Source organism: Ruegeria sp. CDSB013, assembly GCF_059611165.1.
Genome location: NZ_JBXWPA010000013.1, coordinates 14973 through 36562 on the forward strand (window position 1 = coordinate 14973; position 21590 = coordinate 36562).

A 21590-nucleotide genomic window follows, 5' to 3' on the forward strand; every position below is an offset into this window, starting at 1 on the left:
CCTTGTGAAGTTCAGATGACAGAAGAAATGATACTTGCCAATGCCACGCTTGTTCTTCCCGATGAGACGGTCGTGGGCAACCTTCGGTTTGTGGGGGATACGATTGCTGAGGTCGCGACCGGCGCAACTGTTCCCGCTGGTGCAATTGACTGTGAAGGCGATTATGTCTGCCCCGGTCTGGTGGAACTTCACACCGATAATCTTGAGCGTCACATCCAGCCGCGGCCCAAGGTCGACTGGCCACATGCCGCCGCAATTCTGGCCCATGATGCCGAATTGGCCAGTACCGGGATCACGACCGTTTTCGACGCGATGCGGATAGGCTCGATCCCGTCCGGGCAGCGCTATGTCAAATACGCGCGCGGTCTGTCGCGTGAGCTGTGGCAGTTGCGGGAACAGGATGCGCTGAAGATCAGCCATTTTCTGCATTTGCGGGCCGAGGTCTGCTCGGAAACCCTGGCCGAAGAATTAAACGAATTTGGGCCCGAAGACCGTGTTGGCCTGGTCTCCCTCATGGATCACACCCCCGGACAAAGGCAGTTCCGCGATATGTCGAAACTGGAAGCGTATCTGAAAGGCAAACTGGGGCTGGAGGGCGATGGATTTCTGCAACACGTGGCCGACCTTAAGGCTATGCGCGACCGCTATGGTGATCTGCACGAGGTTGAGACGGTAAAAGCGGCCAAACGGTTTGGTGCTATGCTGGCCAGCCATGACGACACGACGGACGAACAGGTGCGCGTATCGGCCGGTCACGGGATCACCCTTGCCGAATTCCCGACCACGGTCGAGGCTGCGCGATCCTGTCATGATCATGGTATCAGGGTGATGATGGGCGCACCCAATGTGATCCGGGGCGGGTCGCATTCCGGCAATGTCGCTGCGCATGAATTGGCGCAGCTGGGCCATCTCGACATACTGTCCTCGGACTATGTGCCATCCGCATTGTTGCTGTCTGCTGTGAAACTGGGCGAGATGTGGGGTGATTTCGCCCGCGGTCTGAAAACCGTGACAAAGACACCGGCAGAGGTCGTTGGGCTGGATGATCGTGGTGAGCTACGGGCGGGTGCACGTGCAGACGTCATCCGGTTCCGGATGCGCGAAGGCACCCCTGCGTTGAATGGCGTTTGGTCGCGTGGACGGCGCGTGGCCTGATCAGGCCCTGTAGAACAAGTAACGGTCCGGCGCGATTGTGTCCGGGCCGCTTATCTGTTCAAAGCCAACCAAAGGTTGGCCCGAGATTAGCAGACCACCGGGCACCATCACCTGCGCAATCAGTGGGCTGAGACGCGAGGCTTCGGCGACGTCCTCTTCCTTGACACCTCGCCCGAAATCGTAGTGACCGAAAGCGATCCTGGGTCCACCTTCTGCCAGCTTCTGCAGCATCGGCTCGGCCTCACCCTGCAAAAAATCCTCTGCTGGCGGTGTGCTGGACGGATGGCACTGCAGCACCCGGTCCATGACCCAGATCCTCCGATCCGGCAGAATTTCCCGCAGGTGATCATAAGTGCGCCCGTTTCCAAGGCCCATATCCAGCACGTCGCCCGCAGTGTCTGAGATCTGATCGACAGCCCAATTCAAACCGTCACGTTGTGCGGTCAGTCGGCGCAGCATGGAATCCAGTCGGCTCATTCAGATCTCCGTTTTCAATCGGCTTGGGGGCAGACCAGACAAAGCCCGGCCCGTTCAGCAGCCGGTGCAGCAGGTCGTGGGTAAAGGCCCAGATGTCCTCATCATGAACCAGATGGTGGGTCAAGATGCCAAAGGGTTCGGCGTTGTCTGCGCGACCCTCGCGGCGATCTTGCAGCAGTTGAGTGGTTTTGACGATCAACATGTCGGGGTCGGCCAGTCCGCGTGATCCGCGCCAGTCGATTGGATCAAGATGCGTGTTGATCTGGGCCAATCCGGGTGCCGCCTGCGGGCTGTATCGTGGCGTGGCGGTCGATAAGATGCGATACCCTGCCGCGGGCAATTCCTGCACCACCTCTGGCGCTATGCGGTTCCATGGCGGCACGAACATCGGGCACAATCGATCTGCAAACAGGGTGCGCAGCCGCGATATCCCCGAGCCGATATCCCCAGTGATATCGTCCATGGGCCGGTGCAGGCGGAATTCGGATTTCTTTTCATCTGGTGGTGCGTGGTTCTGATGGGCCCATCCGTGCACGACTGGGATCAGGTTTGGCCGGGCGGCAACATATTCGATCAGCATTTCTTGGGCATTACGGGGGATGATAGCCAAATGGACGGGCACCCCAAGGAGGTCTGACATCGTGGACAACCGGTCGAGTTGCGGCGTTGTGGAAACCGCGTCATCGTCACGCCACCACAAAGGCAGCGCCAGTTCTTGTTGACGCCAGAGTTCTAGCTCATCTGTCAAAACGCTCCAGTCAACACTCATCCGCGGCGCTCCAAAAGTTCTTTGGCGATGCGTACGGATTGTGCTGCGCCATCGAACCCCTGATCTGAGACTGGACGGGGTTCCGATGAAATCACACGGCCCACAGCCTCGGCCAACAGATCTCCGTTCAAATCTTTGCTTGGGATGACATCTATGGCGGGCATTTCCGCAAGGGTGCGGGCGCGCAGGCTCTGCTCGACCTCATTGCCTTCATCAAATGGGATAAACACGGCAGCGGTTCCTGCCTGCAGAATGTCCAATGCTGTATTGTAGCCACACATGCTGACCGAAGCCGCCGCGTGGGGCAGCATCTGGCGAAAATCGGGCCGCACCGGTTCCAAAGTGACAGGGGCACTCTCCACATGCTTCTGCAGCTCTGTAATGCGCGTCTTTGCGTCTTGCCCGCCGACCAACAGGCGCCAGCGCCTGTTGGACATCTTTTGGGCGGCCTCGATGGCCGCGTGAAAGATCGGTTGCCCAACCGAACCGCCGCCTGCGCTGACAAGCACCTCGCCTTTGCCGGTTGCATCCTTGTGCGGTGCTGGGGCCAGTGGAGCCACGAAACCCGTGTAAAACAGGCGGCCCTCCAGTTGCTCAGACACAGGCCAACTGACGTTCAACGGGACAACGCTCTGGTCCGAATGGACAAGGATGCCGTCGTAATGCTCTGCGATAATCTGCTCCGCCCGCTCTGCCTTTGAGGGTTTTGACGGCGGTGCCAGAATGTCACGGATCGATCCCAGAATTATCGGGCGCGGGCGTATTTCACGAGCGGTCTCCAACGCGGCTGAAAATTCACCTGCCAGAGACCTGCGGCCAAACGGATAAAGCTCGGTGATCAGAACATCCGGTGCAAAGCTGCGAATTGCTTCAACCAGAGCAGTCTTGCGCGCCGCGAAATACCCCTCATCCGCCACCGTTCCGGCTTGTGTCAAAAGACGGGTGAAATCAGTGCCATCCGAGCGCAAAGGGGGCAGTCCCAACAACGTCATTCCGGACGTGTCCAATTGAGGAGCAGGCATCCCGCCAGAGACCACGAAGGTATCATGCCCATCCGCGACAAAGGCCCGGCCCAGCGTCAACGCTCGGCTCAGGTGCCCGGTGCCCAACAGGTGGGTGACAACAATCATGACCTTCATAAGCGGGGGCCTTGTCGCAACAGGCGAACCGGTTCGGGTTGCGGCTGAAAATTATCCAGATCAATGACGTAAAGGCGGTTTCGCTTGATCTTGAATGGGGCGGTGCCGTCAAAGTCCCATCCCCAGGCCGAGGCCAGAATGACGCGCATGATCCCAATGTGACACACGGCGACGGTGTCGCCCTGCAAACTGCCCAGCCAGGGTTGCAATCGCGCCCGCACGTCCGCCGGGCTTTCGCCGTTTGGTGGGCAATAGTCCCAGCCCCAATCCTCGATATGGCGATATCCGCTGTCTGCGTCTGCAATCAGGTCAACGCCGCGCTTGCCTTCCCAATCGCCCCAGTTCATCTCGGTCAGGGCTTCGGACACCATAGGCTCTCGCCCCGCGACCAATGCGGCGGTTTCGCTGGCGCGCTGCAGGGGGCTGGACCAGAGCGCTGCCTTTTTCCACGACTCGGGCAATTCATATCCGGCCAGTTCGGTGCGCGCGTCATCGTCCAGCGGGATGTCACTGCGGCCCTGAATACGGCCAGCGCGGTTCCAATGGGTGTGGCCGTGGCGCAAAAGAGCAAGTTGGCTCATGCGGTGCCTCCGATCAAAGGCCGCGCAGCCTGCCAGAACCGTTCGGTTGCTGCGGGCATCAGGTGGCGGTTGGACATGTATTCCCGGGCTGTCGTACCAAGCGAACGACGCAGGGCAGGGTCGCCAATCAGCGTCTGTAGCCTGACGGCAAGCGCTTCGGGTCCTGCTTCGACCTCGGGGTAGTCGGCCGGCGCCAGAACATCGCGGACACCGGGCCTGTTCTGCGCAACAACCGGAACTCCGCTGGCCTGCGCTTCAAGGTAAATCATGCCATATGCCTCATTCACGCCGGGCCACACTAAGATGGACGCATTTGCGTATAAGTTTTGCAAGGCGTCGCGATCCAGTTGCCCCAGAATCCGCACCTTCGAGCCAAACGGCACCATTAGGTCTTTGATCTCAGCCCGCGCAGGTCCATCCCCTGCAATATCCAAAGCCCAATCCCCGTTTAAATGCGACAGGGCCTGCGCCAGCAGTTGGTACGACGCCAGTTTGTCGCCATGCCGCATCATTCCCACCGCCAGCATTGGCCCGTCACATGAGGAAGCGGGCGGCAGGCTCGAGATTGGCAAAAAGGGCGGCAATTCGACCAGACGCTGATCCTCGAATTTTTCACGTTCCAGCGTGATTAGATCGTTGGCCGTGTGGTAAAAAATGACGTTCGCCGCGTCGCAGGCTTCATGTGCGGCTTGTGCAAAGCCGGACCATGGGCCGCGTAACCTGCTGGTTGCACGGGTACTTTCCAATTGCACATAAGGGATGCCTCGAGCGGCGCACACTTTAGGGCCCAGCAGATCGGGGGCCTTGTAGTAGTTGTGATAGGTCACCCACAAATCCGTGTCGTGGATCATGTCCGCGATCAGTCGCCGGGATTCGGCATCGGCGTCAGAGCAGAGACGTTGTTGAACCGCCGGATCGCCCGTTTTGTCATAAATGCGCAATTCCGAGACGAGATTGACCTCATCGCCCTGTGCCCCGATCGCCCTGATCAGATTGCGCGCCATTTCCCTGTCTCCCGACGGCACCGGGCTGTCCGGTGATTTCATCGGTGAGAAAAAGGCGACGCGGGCCATCAGTCTTTGCCCGCGCCCAACGCGCTGAGCCTTTTGGACAACAGGGCTATGCCGGGGTTCATACGGAACTCGGCGATCAAGCGGGAATAGGCAGCGTTGGCCATAGATGCAGTACGCTCAGGAGCGGCGGCCAATTCGGTGATCGCGCTGGCAAGTGCGGCCGGGTTGTCATCGGACAAAACGCCATGCGTCCCGGTTTCTATGAATTCCGGAATGGCGGAAACCGGTGTCGACAGGATCGGCAACAGCTGCGACGCAGCCTCCATCAGAACATTTGGCAACCCGTCGCGATCTCCGTCAGCCGCGATCCGGCTGGGCAGCACGAACAGATCAGAGCCGCGCATCGCCTCGATCACTTCGGGCTGGTCACAGGCCCCCTTCCAGGTGATCCGGTCTGCGATACCTTGGGCCTCAGCCCGTTCGCGCAGCGCATCACCAAGCGCACCGCCACCAATATGCGTCCAGTGCCAATCCAGCGAATTGCGTAGCATGGCGAACGCATCGATCAGGCGATCAAAGCCCTTTTTCTCGACCAGACGGCCGACTGAGAGCATGTGAAACGGCCCGTCCGGTGCCCGAGCTGCGCGGATCGGCGGGTCAGGAAAACGGTTCAGGTCCAAGCCATGATAGATCAGATCGACCCGAGCCGGATCATCGGCCAAACTGCGCAAGTGTTCGGCCCCGATTGCAGTACAGGTTGCGCCAAAAGCGGCCCCATGTGTGCTGGCCTGCAATTTTTCGGCTTTCTCCCAGTCGGGTGACGTCCAGATGTCTTTGGCGTGTGCCGAAAAGCTCCAGGGCAGGCCTCGCATGATGGCGGCATAGCGTGCGACCGACGACGGCGTGTGCATGAAATGCGCATACATCACCTGCGTTTCCTCGGGCAACTCGGCGGCCAGAACACAGGCCTGCCCGAAACGCCGGATGCGGTTATGTGTCGGGTCGCGCCGCAGATCAGAGCGCCAGACCTTATAAGCCTCGGTATAGCCGGGTAGGGTCTGCGCGAGGTGGCGCGCGGCCCAGACGCGATCAGGTTCTTCGTACAGGTACTCGGGCAGGTAGTGGACCTGCCCCTTAAACCGATCATGCAGCGGGTGGCGTTTGATGTCGGTCGGGTGGCGCAGGGACCAGATGTCAAAGCTGTGGCCCGCGTCCTGCAAGGCGACCAGTTCCTGTGCAATAAACGTCTCTGAAAGGCGCGGCCATCCTTTGACCAGCACCGCGAGCTTGGGTTTTCCTGACGTCATCCGGTGGCTCGTTCCCGTTCCCCACCAAGCAGCGCGTCCACGCGGCTTGTGACATAGTCCAGACCATCAAGCAGGCCGTCGCGGATTGCCTGAGAAGGCAAGGGCTGATCGGGCAGATTGCGAATAGCCTCAATCATCGCGTCCGCCGTCAACCCGTCACGGTTTTCGTCCAGCATTCTGACAAGACCCAGACCTTCGGCGCGTGAGGCGCGGATCCACTGCTCCAGCCGCGGAGTCGTGCGCGGAACGATGACGGCGCGTTTGTCGAACGAGAGCACCTCGCAGAACGTGTTGTAGCCGCCCATGCAGACCACACCTGCAGCGCCGGCAAACAGCGTTTCGATCTGCGATTCAAAGCCAACGGCCGTGACCCGACCATTCAGCGCAGCAACGCGGGTTTCGAAATCGTCGCGCAGCTCGCCCGACAGGAAGGGGCCGTAGACAAGGACAGCGCGCGGTGACAGGTTGGGGTCTTTTTCATAGGCGCACAAAACCTGGTTCACCATGGCTTTGCCGTCTCCGCCGCCACCCGGGGTAATCAGGATGTAGGGTTGTTCAGGCGGATCGCCTATCGGCCCAAGATCGCGGCGCAAATAACCAGTCCAATGGATACGCGACTGCGCGGCAGGGCTGAGCGGCAGGCCCTCGGTCGGATCATAGATCGAGCGTAGCCCGTAAACCCAGATTTCGTCGTAGAACCTTTCGGTCGCTGCAATTGCTTCTTTCCGCTCCCACTCTGCGGCCAGCACTTCGGGTTCATCCAGAACATCCCGCAGGCCCAGGACCATTTTGGTGCGGCGGGACCGCAGCAAATTTTCCAGGGTGGGCAACAGCTCGCTGCGGAAACCGGTTGGTTCCTTGTCGACGATAAGGACGTCAGGATCGAATTGCTGAACCGCCGTCTGGATCAGACCCGCCCGCAACTCCGTCACTTCCTCGATGCCCATGCCAATTGTCTGGGATGCATAAGATCCATCGGCGCGTTTGGTCACACCTGGCAAACGCACGTGGTCGACGCGACGCGGAAAGGTGAACCGCCCGGCCACGGGTGACCCGGTCAGGATCAGCGCCGATGCCGATGGGTCAGCCTGCGTCATCGCACCAGCCAGTGCACGGGATCGGCGCAAGTGACCCAACCCGAACGTATCGTGGCTGTAGAACAAGATGCGCGGCGCACGGCCGGTTGTATCGTTTTGTCTTCCTAGGCTCATGCCTTTGCCCAATTCAGTGTTCCGGTGCAACTCCGCGCGCTTGCACCCGTATCGTATATATTTTTTTTGGCCGCGTGCAAAATCACTGATCCCACCAGTCGTTACCGGCTTGTTTCGGTTTTAGCCGTGGGTTTCGCATCTGCGCCCTGTTCTATATCAAATTTCCTGCCCATCCGTCATGATGACAGCGTCAGGTTGGTCATATTCAGTTTTTTCCGGGTTGCAAACACTTCTGTTCATAGCATGGTGCGGGGAACACGGCTTGATAAGATGTTGAGGCTGCGGGGGTTGAATATTTGAACCCGCCACCGGGCTTCGATAACCTGTGTTACGAATGGCGAACTGGAAAAATATCCGATGACACGAACATTGCTGGCTGGATTAACGTTTGTAATCTGGTCCCTTACTTTGGCGCTGGTCACTGGTGCAGTTGCGCAGACCTCTCTGATACCGGGGTATCCCTCAGCCGGGGGCAGCAGTTCGGACACAGCCAGCGACAGCGATCTGGCTACGGCGATCCGTTCCGCGACCGAAGCCGGGGCCAGTGTGATCGTCATCGACAGCGCCGGGCAAATCGTGTCTTCCGGCCAGCAAAACAGCGCCACCCCCGAGGCTGCACCCGGGGATCCGATGGGCGACGGTTCGCAGCTCATGAAAGCGCAGGAGCGGTTTTCGAGATTTCGCGACTCGATGAATTCACGGCTTCAGGCGCTGCCTTATTCGATCTTCGAGGTGCAATACATCCTGCGTCAGACCAGCCCGGATGGTCGAATACAGACCTATGTCGAGGTCCTGTTCTGGAACGTTCTCTTCCTTTTGATCGGACGATGGTTGTCGATTGAAATCTACGGCAAGCGTATCGCAAAGCGAATCGTCGTCGCGCGATCCAAGGAAGATCCGCAAGGCTATCGCGAGAAGATGCCGTTTTTGGTGTTCCGATTCCTGATGGGGATAGGCGCCACGATTTTCGCCATGGTGATGGCGCTTATCGTCGGTTTCGTGTTTTTCGGTGAGGCTGAGGACATCTCGATCCAGTTCACGGTCACAGCAATTTTTACCGCCTTCTTCCTGTCGCGTACCGTGTCTGATCTGTGGCGCATGGTTCTATCCCCGTATCTAAGCCAATATCGCTTGCCGCCTTTCTCAGATCGTGACGCCAAACGCCTGTATATCTGGGCTTCGGCGCTGGCGACCTACGACATTACCGTGGTGCTTTTTGCCACTTGGGTCGCTGATTTTGGGCTGAACTATAACGTCTACGCCTTGGTCTATGGCGGCCTGACCATGTTTGGTGCGATCGGCAATGTCCTGATGATCCTGTTCAATGCCCGCGCCATTTCGAACGCTATTCGCGGCGGGCGAACTCCGGATCAGGTGTCGTGGATTCTGCGCCTGATCTCGTTCGCATGGGCGCCGGTGCTGATCCTGTACATGGTGTTCAGCTGGTTCAAACTGGCCGTCGACCTGGTGCTGGAAAATCAAAACTCAATCCCGATCGTGGCCAGCAGCTATGCCATCTTCATGTCGGTCGTGGTTGCCTATGGGGCCATGAATTATCTTCTGGAACGGTATTTCAATCGCAACAACCAGCTGGACGCGATGAATGCCGATGGTGATGAGGCGGATGCCGAGGTTGAAGCGATCGAAACGCCGCAGGCCGAGATGCGTAAGCACTCGATCCTGACCTACGAAGATCTGGCGCGGCGGGTTGCCGGTATTCTGGCTTTTGTCGTCGGTCTATATGCGCTGGTGGTCATCTGGAATCCGGATGCCAGCTGGAGCGAGGACCTGCCGATCGAGCGGGCGCTGGACGTGATGGTGATCCTCTTCATGGGTTATATCCTGTTCCATTTCTTCCGCATCGGGATCGACTCGAAGATCGCGCAGGAGATTGACGACGGCGGTGGTGAGGCTGAGCTTGGCGATGAAGGCGGAGAAGGTGGGCAGAGCCGGCTAGCGACACTGTTGCCCTTGTTCCGCGGGGCCATTCTAGCTGTAGTTGTTGTGACCATAGCGCTGATTGCCCTGATGGAATTGGGTATCAATGTCAGTCCGCTATTCGCGGGTGCTGGTGTCGTGGGTCTGGCCGTGGGCTTTGGATCGCAGACATTGGTCCGCGATATCTTTTCGGGGGCGTTCTTCCTGATGGATGACGCGTTCCGCAAGGGTGAATACATCGACATCGGCGACGTGAAGGGAACGGTCGAAAAGATCTCGGTCCGGTCGTTCCAATTGCGTCACCATCTGGGCGCGCTGAACACCATCCCCTTTGGTGAGATCAAGGTTCTGACCAACTATTCCCGCGACTGGGTGATCATGAAACTGCCGTTACGGGTGACGTATGACACCGATGTCGAGAAGGTGCGCAAGCTGATCAAGAAGTTGGGTCAAGAGTTGTTGAGCGACCCGGTGATTGGCGACAACTTTATCCAACCGCTGAAGTCGCAGGGCGTGATCGAAATGCAGGACTCTGCAATGATCATTCGGGTCAAGTTCATGACCAAGCCGGGGGATCAATGGTTGGTGCGCAAGAAAGTCTATCAGGATATCCGCGAATTGTTCGCCCGCGAAGGCATCAAGTTCGCACACCGTGAGGTCACCGTGCGCCTGGCCGAAGGCAAGGACCCCGAGGATCTGACACCCAAGCAGCGCGAAGCTGTTACGGGTGCGGTCCAGGCGGCGATTGACGAGGATTATCTGGACGATATCGGTCCGGGTGGGGACGATCGCTGACGGGGTCTCCCGCCCCTTTGGGTGACGTCTTTGGCGAGACGTGACCCAAAGCGTTGGGCCGGGCCGCGCGTACCGCGCGGCGGTTGGCTCAGGTGATGGCCGTGGCCCAGACCGGAGCCGACGTGCCTAGTCTAGGTGCAGGCTTGTCCCAGAACATCTTGGCCTCGCCAACGGTCAGAGCAGGTTTCAGCCGGTGACCAGAGCCCCAGCCAGAGTCTTCGAGAGCTTGGCTGTAGTCTGACGGGCTGGCACCGGTGATGACTTCTTTCGCGTCGGACTTGCCGAGAATGGCCAACAACTCGGCCGTGCGTGCGAGCGAGAGCTGGCCCAGCATGATCGCGTTGCCCGAGGCGGCCTCAGCCAAGGCGGATAGCACGGCGGCGGCCATCAGATAGCCGGTTGCATGATCCAGCGCCTGAACCGGCAATGGTGTTGGTTTATCCGCATTTGCCCAGTCACGGCCCGCATCCGCTATACCCGCGCTCATCTGAACGAGGCTGTCGAACCCGCGCCGCGCGGCCCATGGGCCCTGCCAGCCATAAGCGTCCAATGTGACTTCGACCCGGTTTGGGGCCAATTCATCGCGCTTGGCCCTGGTCAGGCCGAGCGCATCCAAAGCACCGGGGCGATACCCGTGGACGAACACATCGGCCTGAGACAACAACTCTTGCAGCTTTTCCAAACCTGAGGGCGATTTCAGATCGAGGTAAGTGCAGGATTTACCCAATGAGATGTCGGGTATGACACCGGGTTCGTCCCAACCGGGCGGGTCGACACGCAGAACGTCAGCGCCAAAACCGGCGAGGGTTCGCGTTGAAACCGGCCCAGCCAGCACGCGCGTCAGGTCGAGGACGCGCAGCCCTGCCAAAGGGCGCTCAACCGTGGCCTCGGATCGATCTCGCAGTTTGATCTGTCGCGGGCTGTGCCAACCGATCAGTGGATCGCGGGACACGGCCCGACCTTGCGGATGCTCTAACCACACTGCCCGGCTGCGCATGGCCGCGGAAACGCCACCCTGGGCCACGATTGCCGATTCCAGCTCGCTGGCGGACCATCGCCGCACCGCCTGAGAGACCGCGTCCCGATCTGCTTTGACCTCAAGGACCTTAAGTGCCGCCGCCCGGTGGCGGGGCAGGTTAGTGTGCAGCCTGATCCAACCATCCGCAGTCTGGTAATCCCCCGCGACCGCATCCCAGAGACTAGGCATCTCCCAACCATTGGGCTTGAAGGAGTATTGATACCAAAGCGAGGCCAGCCGGTGATCCACAGACACATCCGGGGCACTGGGCGACAGGTTCAGCGCCGTCATCAGACGAGCCAGTTCCTGACCCACCGCGCCAAAGGTTGCCGTCGCCAGTTCAGACACCGCGTAGACGCTGGACCAAGCCCCGGCGCCCGTTTTGCGGTATCCGTCGGTTGCAGGAAGGGCTGAAATCAAGCTCATTGCTGGTATGGATCCAGACTGTCACGCAGCCCGTCACCCAGAAAATTGAATGCCAGCACGATCACGATAATCGGTAGCATCGGGATTGCCGTCCAGGGGTATATCTCGATCGAGGCCAGGTTCTGCGCATCGTTCAACATCACACCCCAACTGACGGCCGGGGCCCGCAGGCCAAGACCCAGGAAGCTGAGCGCGGTTTCCCCGAGGATCATGGCCGGTATTGACAATGTGGCCGAGGCAATCAGGTGAGACATAAAGTTCGGCAGCAAGTGCTTACGGATGACACGGCCCGAACTTGCACCCATCATCTCGGCGGCGCGGACGTATTCCTCTTCCCTGAGGGACAGGAATTTTGCGCGTACCGAACGGGCGAGGCCGGGCCAATCGAGAATCCCGAGGATGATCGAGATGATGAAGAAAACAGCAACCGGGCTCCAGTTTGAGGGCACCGCCGCCGATAGAGCAAGCCACAGCGGCAGTTCAGGTAGCGAGCGCAATACCTCGATCACGCGGTTGATGACCCAATCGATCTTGCCGCCGAAATACCCCGCGATTGATCCAAAAAAGATGCCAAGGGTGAACGATACCGAAATGCCGATCAGGCCGACAGTCAGCGACAGCTGCGCACCGTACAGAATGCGGCTGAACACATCGCGGCCCAGACGATCGGATCCCCAAAGGAACAGTGTCGCGCCCTCTGGCGCGCAGAACAGGTGGGTGTCCGATTTTACAAGCCCAGCAAGCCTGTACTCGGCTCCCTCGCAGAAAAAGCGGATCGGGCGAGGGTCTTCTGTGTCGGGCACGAATTTCCACTGAAAGGTCTCAAGATCAGCTTCGGCCACGATCGGATAGACATGCGGGCCGATGAAGGAGCCATCGTGGAACCAATTGATGCTTTGTGGTGGGGCGTAAAGGTGTTCACCGTTTCGTTCATTCGGACCGTAGGGGGCGATGAATCCAGCAAAGGGCAGCATCAGGTAGCAGAACAGCAGGAAAACGCCTGAAATCAAACCCAGCTTATGGGTTTTGAACTTCCGCCAGACCAGAACCCAGTTGGGTGCGTCCAGATCGGCGCGCTCTAACTGCTGTAAGGCGGCATCCGCGTCGAAAGGTGCATCGTCGACAAAGCGACCGTCGGTGTGTTTGGTCACGCTTCACGCCCCTCGTACCGAATGCGCGGGTCCAACATGACCAGCAAGATATCAGAGATCATGGTGCCGATCAGGGTCAGCAAGGCCACGAACATCAAAATGAAGGCAGACAGAAATTGGTCCTGGGTTTTGAGTGCCGTCAGCAAGGTCGGGCCGATGGTTTGCAGGCCAAGCACGACCGAAACCAGAACCGATCCGGATACCATCGACGGCAGCAGGTTCCCGATATCCGCAACAAAGGGGTTGAACGCCACGCGCAGCGGGTACTTTGTCAACATCCGCGACGGGGCCATGCCCTTGGCGATGGCCGTCTCAACATAAGGCTTGCCGAGCTCATCCAGCATGTTCGCGCGCAGGCGTTGCATCATGGCTGATGCGCCAGATGTGCCAATGACGAAAGTCGGCACGATCAGGTGGACAAGAATGGACTTCAGCTTTTCCCAGCTCATGGCCTGGCCTTCGAACGATGGGTCCATCAGGCCGCCGATGGGCAGGTTGAAGTAACGGTGGCCGTAGTAGAACAGGATTAACGCCAGCAGGAAATTGGGCGTCGCCAGACCAAGATAGCCAACAAAGGCCGACGTATAGTCGATCCAGGTCCGCGATTTTGCTGCAGCGAGGACACCCAGCGGCAGGGCAACGGCGTAAACAAACAGGATAGCGGCCAGATTGACCACAACCGTCAGCCACAAAGTATCACCAACGATTTCGGCCACGGGGCGGTCGAATTCAAAGGACCAGCCGTAGTTGCCTTGCAGCAGGCCTTCGAACCCGTGCGGACCGGGCCAGAACCCCATCCAGATCAGGTATTGCTCCCATACGGGGCGATCCAGAGCGTACTCCGCGCGCAGGAACTCGGCCTTGGCCACCCCGGCGGACTGGCCGGATGCCTGCAATTCCGCGATCTGATTGCTCAGATAATCGCCGGGTGGAAGGTTGATGATCACGAAGATCAGAACCGACACCACCAGCAAAGTCAGCAGCATCGTGAAAAAGCGATACACCGCATAGCGCAGCATTACCATTTAGCTGCTCCTGATTAGTCGGCGAAAAAGAATTCGTCGGGGCGGTGAATGCCAAAATGTGCGCCGGGCTCCCATGCCCACATGCCTTGCTCGGGCACGTTGCGCAGACGGTTGGACACTACGATAGGCTGCGGTGCGCCGTTCAGAATTCCGATGGCGAAAAGCTGGTCAGCGTGGATTTTCAACATCTCGGTCCAGACTGCCTTGCGCTCTTCGTCGGTGGTGGCAACCTCCCAATCATGTGCCAGTTGCATCAAACGCTCGGCCTCGGGCATGTCAGGCGCTTCACCAACGTCGCCGCCGGTCTGGTAAAATTGTCCCCATTTGGGCCAGGCCAGAAACACCTGATCCGTGGGGGCCAAATAAGCAGGGGATGTGTGCGCCTGCGGTATACCGTCATCCCAGCCGAACCAAACTGAGGCCATGGTGTTGCCTGAAAATACGCGGTTGCGCAGAATGTCCCGGTCCAGTGGGCGCATGATCAGGTCCACACCGATTTCACGCCATGTATCGGTGACGATCTGAAGCGCGTTCTCAACTTCTTGCCTTTCACCGGCGGTTTCGATGATCAGTTCCATCGGGCGGCCATCCGGCAGCAGGCGAATGCCGTTTTTATTGCGCTCGGCCAGGCCAGCCTCGTCCAGAAGGGCATTGGCCATCTCAACGTCGTACTGCGCCCAGGCCTTTGCGTTTTCCTCGTCATAGAACGGAGACGCGGGTAAAACGGACATCGCACCGGGATGGGCCAGCTTGAAATACAGCGCTTGATTGATGGTTTTGCGGTCGATAGCCAGGGACAGCGCCCGCCGAACACGAACATCGCGCAGAACGTCGCGCCAGATCTCATCCGAGTAGTTCAGGTTCGGGTAGATCGCGATTTGCGATGCGACACCGGTTTTCCACAACAAGGTTTTGTAGTCTCCGCCGGCTTCGCCCTTTTTCAGGATAGATGCATCGCGAAACGCCAGACCGCGCCCCTGCAGATCAGTCTCGCCAGCGTTGGTCTTGGCCGCGACCAAGCCAGCCGCGACGATTTCCATTTCGACGACGTCGATATAGGGCAACTGAATGCCGTTGGAATCGATGCGGTGATAATATGGGTTGCGAACGAAATTGTGGCGGATCTTCTTGCCCGAACTTGCATTCAGCCAAGGCTGCAGCGTCGGGAGTTCGTGGTTGTCGAACTTGTAGAGGTTGTCCAGCTTGTTGTGCAGCGCCGCCCAGCTTTTGACCCGTGCGTCTTCGACCTGAAAGGCGAGGTCTTCAGCATCTGCAAACTTCTCGTGATACTGTTTGAGGAATTCAGACGGTCGGTAAATGAATGGCGGGCGCGCTTGGGCCAGCGATTGCAGGAAATCAGGATTTGGGTCTTCCCACGCAAAGACAATAGTCGTCTCGTCCGGGAAGGTCACGGTTGGCGTTTTGCCTTCAACAATAAGGAAATCCGGTGGGCCAGACGGGCTGAGCATTTCATTGTTGGCAACGTCTTCCCACCAATAACGAAAGTCTTCGGATGTGAACGGCGATCCATCGGACCACTTGTGCCCGTCACGCAGATGCAGTGTGAACTTTCGATTGCCTTCGTTTTCATAGGACTCCAGCAGATCAGGGACGATTTCGTAGTTTTCGTCAAACCCAACCAATCGCGCATACCCGTAAACGACCATCTGGCGGATGTCTTTTGACCGGGTCACCATTGTGCGAAGCGTGCCGCCAGGGGCACCAAACTCGCGGCCTTTGGCTGCCAGATCCACGATCAGAGGTTCGGCTGGCAGGCGCTCTGCGACCGGTGGCAGGTTCCCGGCGTTTACTTCGGCTTTCCAGAATTCGCTTTCTTGAGGGGTCGGTGTTCCTGCCGTGGCGGGCAGGACCAAAGTGGCAGCCAACGTGGCAGCCAGAATAAGCGGGCGAGTGGTTTTAAACATGGCATCGTACCTTATGGCCGGGCTCCATCTCTACCAGTGAGGGTATCACGGAGTCCGTAAATCGGAAGGTGTCATCCCAACTGTCTGGTGAACCAGCGCCCAACGCAACCAGTTTAAGGTCGATGGGCCGGTTGATGTCGGGTTCTGGTTGGGCGGCAATCAGCGCCTTGGTGTAAGGGTGTCGGGGGTTATAAAACAGTGTCTCGGGCGGGGCCTGTTCGACGACAAGACCCCGGCGCATCACGGCCACTTCGTCGGCAATGCGCGCCACAACCGCAAGGTCGTGCGAGATGAACAGGTAGGACAGGTTCAACCGGTCCTGCAGGTTTTCCAGCAAGGTCAGGATCTGTTCCTGAACCGATACATCCAGTGCCGATGTCGGTTCGTCACAGACAATCAGCTGCGGGTCCAGCATCATCGCCCGCGCAATCGACAGGCGTTGCCGTTGTCCGCCGGAAAAGGCGTGTGGGTAGCGTTTGAGCATATCACCATTCAGTCCCACACGCTGCAGCATCTCGACCGCTTTGTCCCGCTGTTCGGCGGTCGAACCAATGGAGTGGATTTCCAAAGGCTCGGTCAGCGCGTCTTGAATGCGCATCCGCGGACTGAGCGAGCTGTACGGGTCCTGAAACACCATCTGCGCCTTGCGTTGAAAGGCCGTGCGCTGAGAGCGGTTCATGTGGTGCACGGTGATCGGGTCTTCGCCTGGCGAGGTGCGAAACAGAACCTCGCCACCCGGATCGGGCAGTTCCGCGCCAAGGGCGATCCGCGCCGCCGTTGTTTTGCCCGAGCCACTTTCGCCGACGATTGCCAGTGTTTTGCCGCGGGCCAGATTCAGGTCCACACCTCGGCAGGCATAGATCAGCTTGTCCCCCTGCCAGCCCCTGCTGGACCGCATAGTGTAGGTCTTGGACACCCCCTTCATCTGTAGAATGAGGTCCTCATCCGGCATCGGCAGCCCGACCGAATCTTCGTCTGGAATCGCAGGGGCCGCGTTGAACAATTGTTGTGTGTAGGGGTGCGCTGGGGCGCTGAGGATTGGCGCGGCGGCACCAGCTTCCATCACCCGGCCTTTGTGCATGACGACAACCTGTTCCGCCATATTGGCAACAACCCCAAGGTCGTGTGTCACAAGGATCAGGGCCATGCCCGTCTCGCGCTGCAACTCCTTAATCAGCCCCAGGACCTGCGCTTGTGTCGTTACGTCCAGCGCGGTCGTCGGCTCATCTGCGATCAGCAGTTCCGGCTTGGAAACCATTGCCATCGCAATCATGGCGCGCTGGCGCATGCCGCCCGACAACTCGAACGGGTAAGAATCATACGCACGCTGCGGATCAGGAAAGCCCACGCGTTCGAATTGGGTCAGGACCTCTTTGCGGGCTTGCGCCTCGGACGCGCTCCGATGCAGCCACAAGACCTCGCTGACCTGATTGCCGATCTTGTGCAACGGGGATAGTGATCGCATCGGTTCTTGAAAAATCATCGAAACCCGATTGCCGCGAATGTCGCGCATCTGGCGTTCGCTGATCTTGGTCAGATCCTCGAAGCCTTTTGAATCGTTCAGGGTTATCGTGCCACTGCGGATTTGCGCGGCACGTGGCAGAATACGCAAGGCCGCCCGGCACGAGATGGTTTTTCCCGATCCGGATTCACCGACCAGAGCCAATGTCTGCCCAGCCTCGACATCAAAGTTGACACCTTTGACAACTGAGTCGCCCGCACCAAAACCGATGCTGAGGTCTCTGACGGACAACAACGCAGTCATGCGGGTTTTCCACCCGTTCGTCCGTGGTTCGACATCGGCGTATTCAACTCCCTGTGTTTTTTGACTTAGTCTCGCGCGGTTGTGCCTGTGTAGTCAAACCCGTTCTTGGGCCGAATTGTCGCGAAAATGTGAAACTTAGGCCAATTTACCTACACAAATCCTTGAGGATTTGTCATCACATGCGGTGTCGGCCCCAAATCATGAGCTGACTGATATCAAGGAGAGATTTCCCCGTGCCCGACAACCAAAGCCGCCTGGATCTGTTCATCGACCGTATGGTGTCCCAACGGGCCTGTCTGGATTTCGCCATCTCTGAAACCAAAGGAATGCCTGGGCCAGTGTTCGAACTGGGGTTGGGCAACGGGCGCACCTATCATCACATGGTGCAATATATTTCAGGTCGACCTGTTTATGTGTTCGAGCGCGCCGTGGCGTCGCATCCGGATTCCACGCCGCCCGCAGATCGGGTGATTTTGGGGGATGTGCGAGAAACACTACCGGCCTCGGTGGATCGGTTCGGAGCCACGGCCAGTCTGATCCACGCGGACTTGGGCGGTCACAACCGCAAAAAGAACGACGACTTCGCCAGATTTGTCTCACCATTGATCGAGCCGCTATTAGCCGAGGGTGGTTTGATGGTGTCCAGCGACCGGATGTATTTTGATACCTTGACCGAAGTGTCCCTTCCTGAAGGGGCCGTCGAGGGGCGCTGTTTCATTTATCGCCGCTGACAGGGTGGGAGAACCTGATGCTTTTTTATGATTGTTCCACGGCCCCCAACCCGCGGCGCGCGCGCATGTTCATTGCCGAAAAGGGTTTGGATATCGAAACCCGAGAAATCTCGATCGGCAAAGGCGAGCAACTCAGCGACGAATTTCGCGCGGTGAACCCGAACGCAACTGTCCCCGTGTTGGTGACGGATGAGGGCAGCACGCTAACCGAGAATCTCGGGATCGCCGCTTATCTTGAGGCGCGGTTTCCTGAGCCACCTTTGATGGGCCGCACTCCGGATGAAAAGGGGCAGGTTCTGATGTGGAACAGCATTGTCGAACAACAGGGCGGCATGCCTGTTGCCGAGGCCTTGCGCAACACGCATCCGGCCTTTGCCGACAGGGCGATTCCGGGTCCAGTGAATCACCAGCAAATTCCGGAACTGGCTCAGCGAGGGTCCGCGCGGGTTGATCATTTCTTTTCGCTGCTCGAACAGCGGCTGGGCGAAAGCCCGTTTATCGCAGGTGCCGACTTCACTCTGGCGGACATTTCCACCTTTGTCTTTGTGGACTTTGCCCGCGTGATCAAGAAACGGATTCCACAAGAAAATACTGCCACTTTAGCATGGTTCGACAAGGTCGCATCCCGTCCCAGCGCTCAGCTCTAGAAACTGCTGATCCGAGGCCGTTTCTTCGCTTGCGCGGAACTGTACAGAAATGTCTAGACAGAAGTGAACAGTGCCACTAGCGTCCTTCCTTAGTCATGCAGTGGAGGACGGGATGAAATCTCAGTATCGCGTTGTGGTCATCGGGGGCGGCGTCGTGGGCGCCTCGGTTCTGTATCATCTGGCCAAGTTTGGCTGGACGGATGTGGTTATGCTGGAACGGCGGCGGCTGGCGTCCGGCTCGTCCTGGCATGCGGCTGGCGGCATTCACGCTCTGAATGCGGACCCAAACATGGCATCCTTGCAGGCGTATACTATCGACCTGCTCAGCGAGATCGAAAAGGAATCCGGCCAGAATATCGGTCTGCACATGACCGGTGGTCTGACGTTAGCGGGAACGCCAGAGCGTTGGGAGTGGTTGCAAGCAAACTATCGCATTTTCCAGTCTATCGGCATTGACGACTGCGAATTGCTTTCTCCGGAGGAGGCGCAAAGGCGCTGCCCGATCATGTCGACCGACGGCGTATTGGGCGCGATGTGGGCTGACCGCGAGGGCTATATCGACACGACCGGTACGGTGCAGGCCTATGCAACAGCGGCCAAGAAACGCGGCGCGGAATATTATGAAGAAACCAAGGTCGAGGAACTGATCCAAACCGACGATGGCTGGCAGGTTGTCACCGACAACGGCACGATCACTTGTGAACACGTGGTTAACGCTGCTGGCCTCTGGGCCAAGCAGGTGGGGCGCATGGCGGGGGTGGAACTGCCGGTGTCTCCGCTGAAGCACCACTACTTGATCACCGATACAGTGCCTGAGGTCGCTGAGGCCAAATTCGAGATGCCAATGACCGTCGATCTCGAAGGGTTCACCTATATGCGGCAGGACCAAAAAGGCGTTCTGGTCGGGATTTATGAGGTCGATCATGAACACTGGGCGATGGACGGCGCGCCGTGGAGCTATGGTGAAGAGCTGTTTCAGGAACAGCTCGACCGGATCGAGAATGAGCTGACGCTTGGCTTTGAACGTTATCCGTCGATCCAGAACGTGGGCATCAAGACTTGGGTAAACGGTGCCTTCACCTTTGCCCCCGATGGCAATCCGCTGGTCGGTCCGGTGCCGGGCAAGCGCGGCTACTGGTCGGCCTGCGCGGTTATGGCAGGTTTCCTGCAGGGCGGGGGCGTCGGCAAGACACTGGCCGAATGGATGATCCATGGCGAGCCCGAGGCGGATGCCTGGCCGATGGATGTGGCACGCTTTGGCGATTTTGCACAGAACAAGCGATACATCCGTGAAACCACGGGCCAGTTTTATTCCCGTCGCTTTGTTATGACCTACCCGAACGAGCAATTGCCCGCGGGTCGACCGCTAAAGATGGCCCCGGCGCACGACGCGATGACGGATGCGGGTTGCAAATGGGGCGTCAGTTGGGATCTTGAAGTGCCGCTGTATTTCGCGCCGAAAGGGTTCGAGGAAACACCGACGCTCAAGCGCTCGAACGCGCATGACATCGTCGCCGAGGAATGCAAGGTGATCCGCGAAGGTGCTGGTTTGTTGGACATCTCGGGCTTTTCGCGGTTCGAGGTCTCGGGACCAAATGCAGAAGTGTGGCTCGACAAAGTCATGGCCTCGAAACTACCTGCGCCGGGTCGCGCAAAGCTGGCGCCTATGCTGGGTGAAAATGGGCGGCTCAAGGGGGACTTGACCGTTCTGAACTGGGGCGATGGTACCTGGTGGATCATGGGCAGCTATTACCTGCGGGCTTGGCACATGCGCTGGTTTGACGATCACATGATCGACGGCGTTACTGTCCGGGATCTGGGCGAGGAATATTGCGGTTTCGCCGTAGTCGGTCCCAAATCGCAAGCGGTTGTGGAAAAACTGGCCGAACAGGACATCTCGGACCTCAAATTCATGGGCTGCGGTGATTTCGACATCGGGCTCGTTCGCGCACGTGTTGCCCGCATGTCTGTGACCGGCGAGAAAGGATACGAGATCAACTGCCGCTACGGAGACCACATCAAGCTACGCCGTATGTTGCTGGAGGCCGGGGCAGATGAAGGTGTTCGCGAATGTGGCTTCAACGCGATGCTGTCAACGCGGCTGGAAAAGAGTTTTGGCATCTGGTCTGCAGAATTCACGCAGCTCTACACTCCGGGCATGACCGGAATGGATCGCTGGATCGACTGGGACAAGGATTTTGTCGGAAAGGATGCGGCAGTCGCAGAACGTGACGGCAATGGTCCGGCGCAGGTTCAGGTAACACTGGAAGTGGACGCCGCAGACGCGGACGCCAGCGGATACGAACCCGTTTGGGCAGGCGATGAGCGCGTGGGCTTCGTCACTTCGGGCGGGTATGGACACTACACTGGAAAGTCGCTGGCAATGGCGTTAGTCAACCGCGAAAAGGCCGAGCCGGGGACAGAATTGTCGGTGCACGTAGTTGGCGTTGAGCGCTCGGCGCGGGTCATCCCACCTTCGCCTTACGATCCTCAAGGCAAAGCGATGAGGGGCTGACG

At 58.6% G+C, this 21590-nt stretch carries 17 protein-coding genes; 5 read left to right on the forward strand and 12 right to left on the reverse strand.

The genetic code is table 11. From position 1 onward, the window contains the following. The first annotated feature begins 15 nt into the window (after window positions 1–15). Complete coding sequence (locus AC2FJF_RS19195; protein WP_496726773.1) at window positions 16–1155, forward strand: alpha-D-ribose 1-methylphosphonate 5-triphosphate diphosphatase; 1140 nt, start codon at window positions 16–18, stop codon at window positions 1153–1155. On the opposite strand, the gene AC2FJF_RS19200 is transcribed toward AC2FJF_RS19195, so the two are convergent. The 7 genes from AC2FJF_RS19200 to AC2FJF_RS19230 are packed head-to-tail and all read right to left on the reverse strand — an operon-like array spanning window position 1156 to window position 7652. After that, on the reverse strand, window positions 1156–1632 hold the full coding sequence (locus tag AC2FJF_RS19200; protein WP_496726774.1) for a class I SAM-dependent methyltransferase: 477 nt from the start codon (window positions 1630–1632) through the stop codon (window positions 1156–1158). Further along, window positions 1586–2401 (reverse strand): polysaccharide deacetylase family protein, encoded by an 816-nt coding sequence (locus AC2FJF_RS19205; RefSeq protein ID WP_496726775.1) that lies wholly within the window; start codon window positions 2399–2401, stop codon window positions 1586–1588. Before AC2FJF_RS19205 ends, AC2FJF_RS19200 begins: the two co-directional genes overlap by 47 nt. Continuing rightward, the gene (locus tag AC2FJF_RS19210) at window positions 2398–3540 is read right to left on the reverse strand and encodes a glycosyltransferase family protein (protein WP_496726776.1); all 1143 of its coding nucleotides are present in this window, start codon (window positions 3538–3540) and stop codon (window positions 2398–2400) included. The genes AC2FJF_RS19205 and AC2FJF_RS19210 overlap by 4 nt, the downstream gene beginning before the upstream one ends. Further along, window positions 3537–4121 (reverse strand): histidine phosphatase family protein, encoded by a 585-nt coding sequence (locus AC2FJF_RS19215; protein ID WP_496726777.1) that lies wholly within the window; start codon window positions 4119–4121, stop codon window positions 3537–3539. Before AC2FJF_RS19215 ends, AC2FJF_RS19210 begins: the two co-directional genes overlap by 4 nt. Beyond that, a complete protein-coding gene (locus AC2FJF_RS19220; protein ID WP_496726778.1) occupies window positions 4118–5194 on the reverse strand; it encodes a glycosyltransferase family 4 protein in 1077 nt (358 codons plus the stop codon). Before AC2FJF_RS19220 ends, AC2FJF_RS19215 begins: the two co-directional genes overlap by 4 nt. After that, window positions 5194–6441 carry a glycosyltransferase family 4 protein gene (locus AC2FJF_RS19225; RefSeq protein ID WP_496726779.1) on the reverse strand — a complete coding sequence of 416 codons (1248 nt, stop codon included), beginning with the start codon at window positions 6439–6441 and terminating at the stop codon, window positions 5194–5196. The genes AC2FJF_RS19220 and AC2FJF_RS19225 overlap by 1 nt, the downstream gene beginning before the upstream one ends. Beyond that, on the reverse strand, window positions 6438–7652 hold the full coding sequence (locus tag AC2FJF_RS19230; protein WP_282152654.1) for a glycosyltransferase family protein: 1215 nt from the start codon (window positions 7650–7652) through the stop codon (window positions 6438–6440). Before AC2FJF_RS19230 ends, AC2FJF_RS19225 begins: the two co-directional genes overlap by 4 nt. A 357-nt stretch (window positions 7653–8009) precedes the next feature. Here AC2FJF_RS19230 and AC2FJF_RS19235 point away from each other — a divergent pair, with 357 nt between their 5' ends. After that, window positions 8010–10385: a mechanosensitive ion channel domain-containing protein gene (locus AC2FJF_RS19235; RefSeq protein WP_496726780.1), complete on the forward strand. Its 2376-nt coding sequence runs from the start codon at window positions 8010–8012 to the stop codon at window positions 10383–10385. Window positions 10386–10473: 88 nt separating this feature from the next. On the opposite strand, the gene AC2FJF_RS19240 is transcribed toward AC2FJF_RS19235, so the two are convergent. The 5 genes from AC2FJF_RS19240 to AC2FJF_RS19260 are packed head-to-tail and all read right to left on the reverse strand — an operon-like array spanning window position 10474 to window position 17695. Next, on the reverse strand, window positions 10474–11829 hold the full coding sequence (locus AC2FJF_RS19240; RefSeq protein ID WP_496726781.1) for a CoA transferase: 1356 nt from the start codon (window positions 11827–11829) through the stop codon (window positions 10474–10476). Next, window positions 11826–12980 (reverse strand): ABC transporter permease, encoded by a 1155-nt coding sequence (locus tag AC2FJF_RS19245; protein WP_496726782.1) that lies wholly within the window; start codon window positions 12978–12980, stop codon window positions 11826–11828. Before AC2FJF_RS19245 ends, AC2FJF_RS19240 begins: the two co-directional genes overlap by 4 nt. Next, complete coding sequence (locus tag AC2FJF_RS19250) at window positions 12977–14005, reverse strand: ABC transporter permease (protein ID WP_496726783.1); 1029 nt, start codon at window positions 14003–14005, stop codon at window positions 12977–12979. Before AC2FJF_RS19250 ends, AC2FJF_RS19245 begins: the two co-directional genes overlap by 4 nt. A gap of 14 nt (window positions 14006–14019) precedes the next feature. Continuing rightward, window positions 14020–15930, reverse strand: coding sequence for an ABC transporter substrate-binding protein (locus tag AC2FJF_RS19255; protein WP_496726784.1), 1911 nt, complete (start codon window positions 15928–15930; stop codon window positions 14020–14022). Further along, entirely contained in the window at window positions 15923–17695 is a 1773-nt protein-coding gene (locus tag AC2FJF_RS19260; RefSeq protein WP_496726786.1) for an ABC transporter ATP-binding protein, read from the reverse strand. The genes AC2FJF_RS19255 and AC2FJF_RS19260 overlap by 8 nt, the downstream gene beginning before the upstream one ends. Window positions 17696–17928: 233 nt before the next feature. Here AC2FJF_RS19260 and AC2FJF_RS19265 point away from each other — a divergent pair, with 233 nt between their 5' ends. From AC2FJF_RS19265 to AC2FJF_RS19275, 3 genes are all read left to right on the forward strand, one after another. Further along, complete coding sequence (locus AC2FJF_RS19265) at window positions 17929–18426, forward strand: class I SAM-dependent methyltransferase (RefSeq protein ID WP_082649262.1); 498 nt, start codon at window positions 17929–17931, stop codon at window positions 18424–18426. Between the two features lie 17 nt (window positions 18427–18443). Continuing rightward, the gene (locus AC2FJF_RS19270; RefSeq protein ID WP_496726787.1) at window positions 18444–19073 is read left to right on the forward strand and encodes a glutathione S-transferase family protein; all 630 of its coding nucleotides are present in this window, start codon (window positions 18444–18446) and stop codon (window positions 19071–19073) included. A 112-nt stretch (window positions 19074–19185) separates the two neighbouring features. After that, the gene (locus AC2FJF_RS19275; protein WP_496726788.1) at window positions 19186–21588 is read left to right on the forward strand and encodes a GcvT family protein; all 2403 of its coding nucleotides are present in this window, start codon (window positions 19186–19188) and stop codon (window positions 21586–21588) included. Window positions 21589–21590 lie beyond the last annotated feature (2 nt).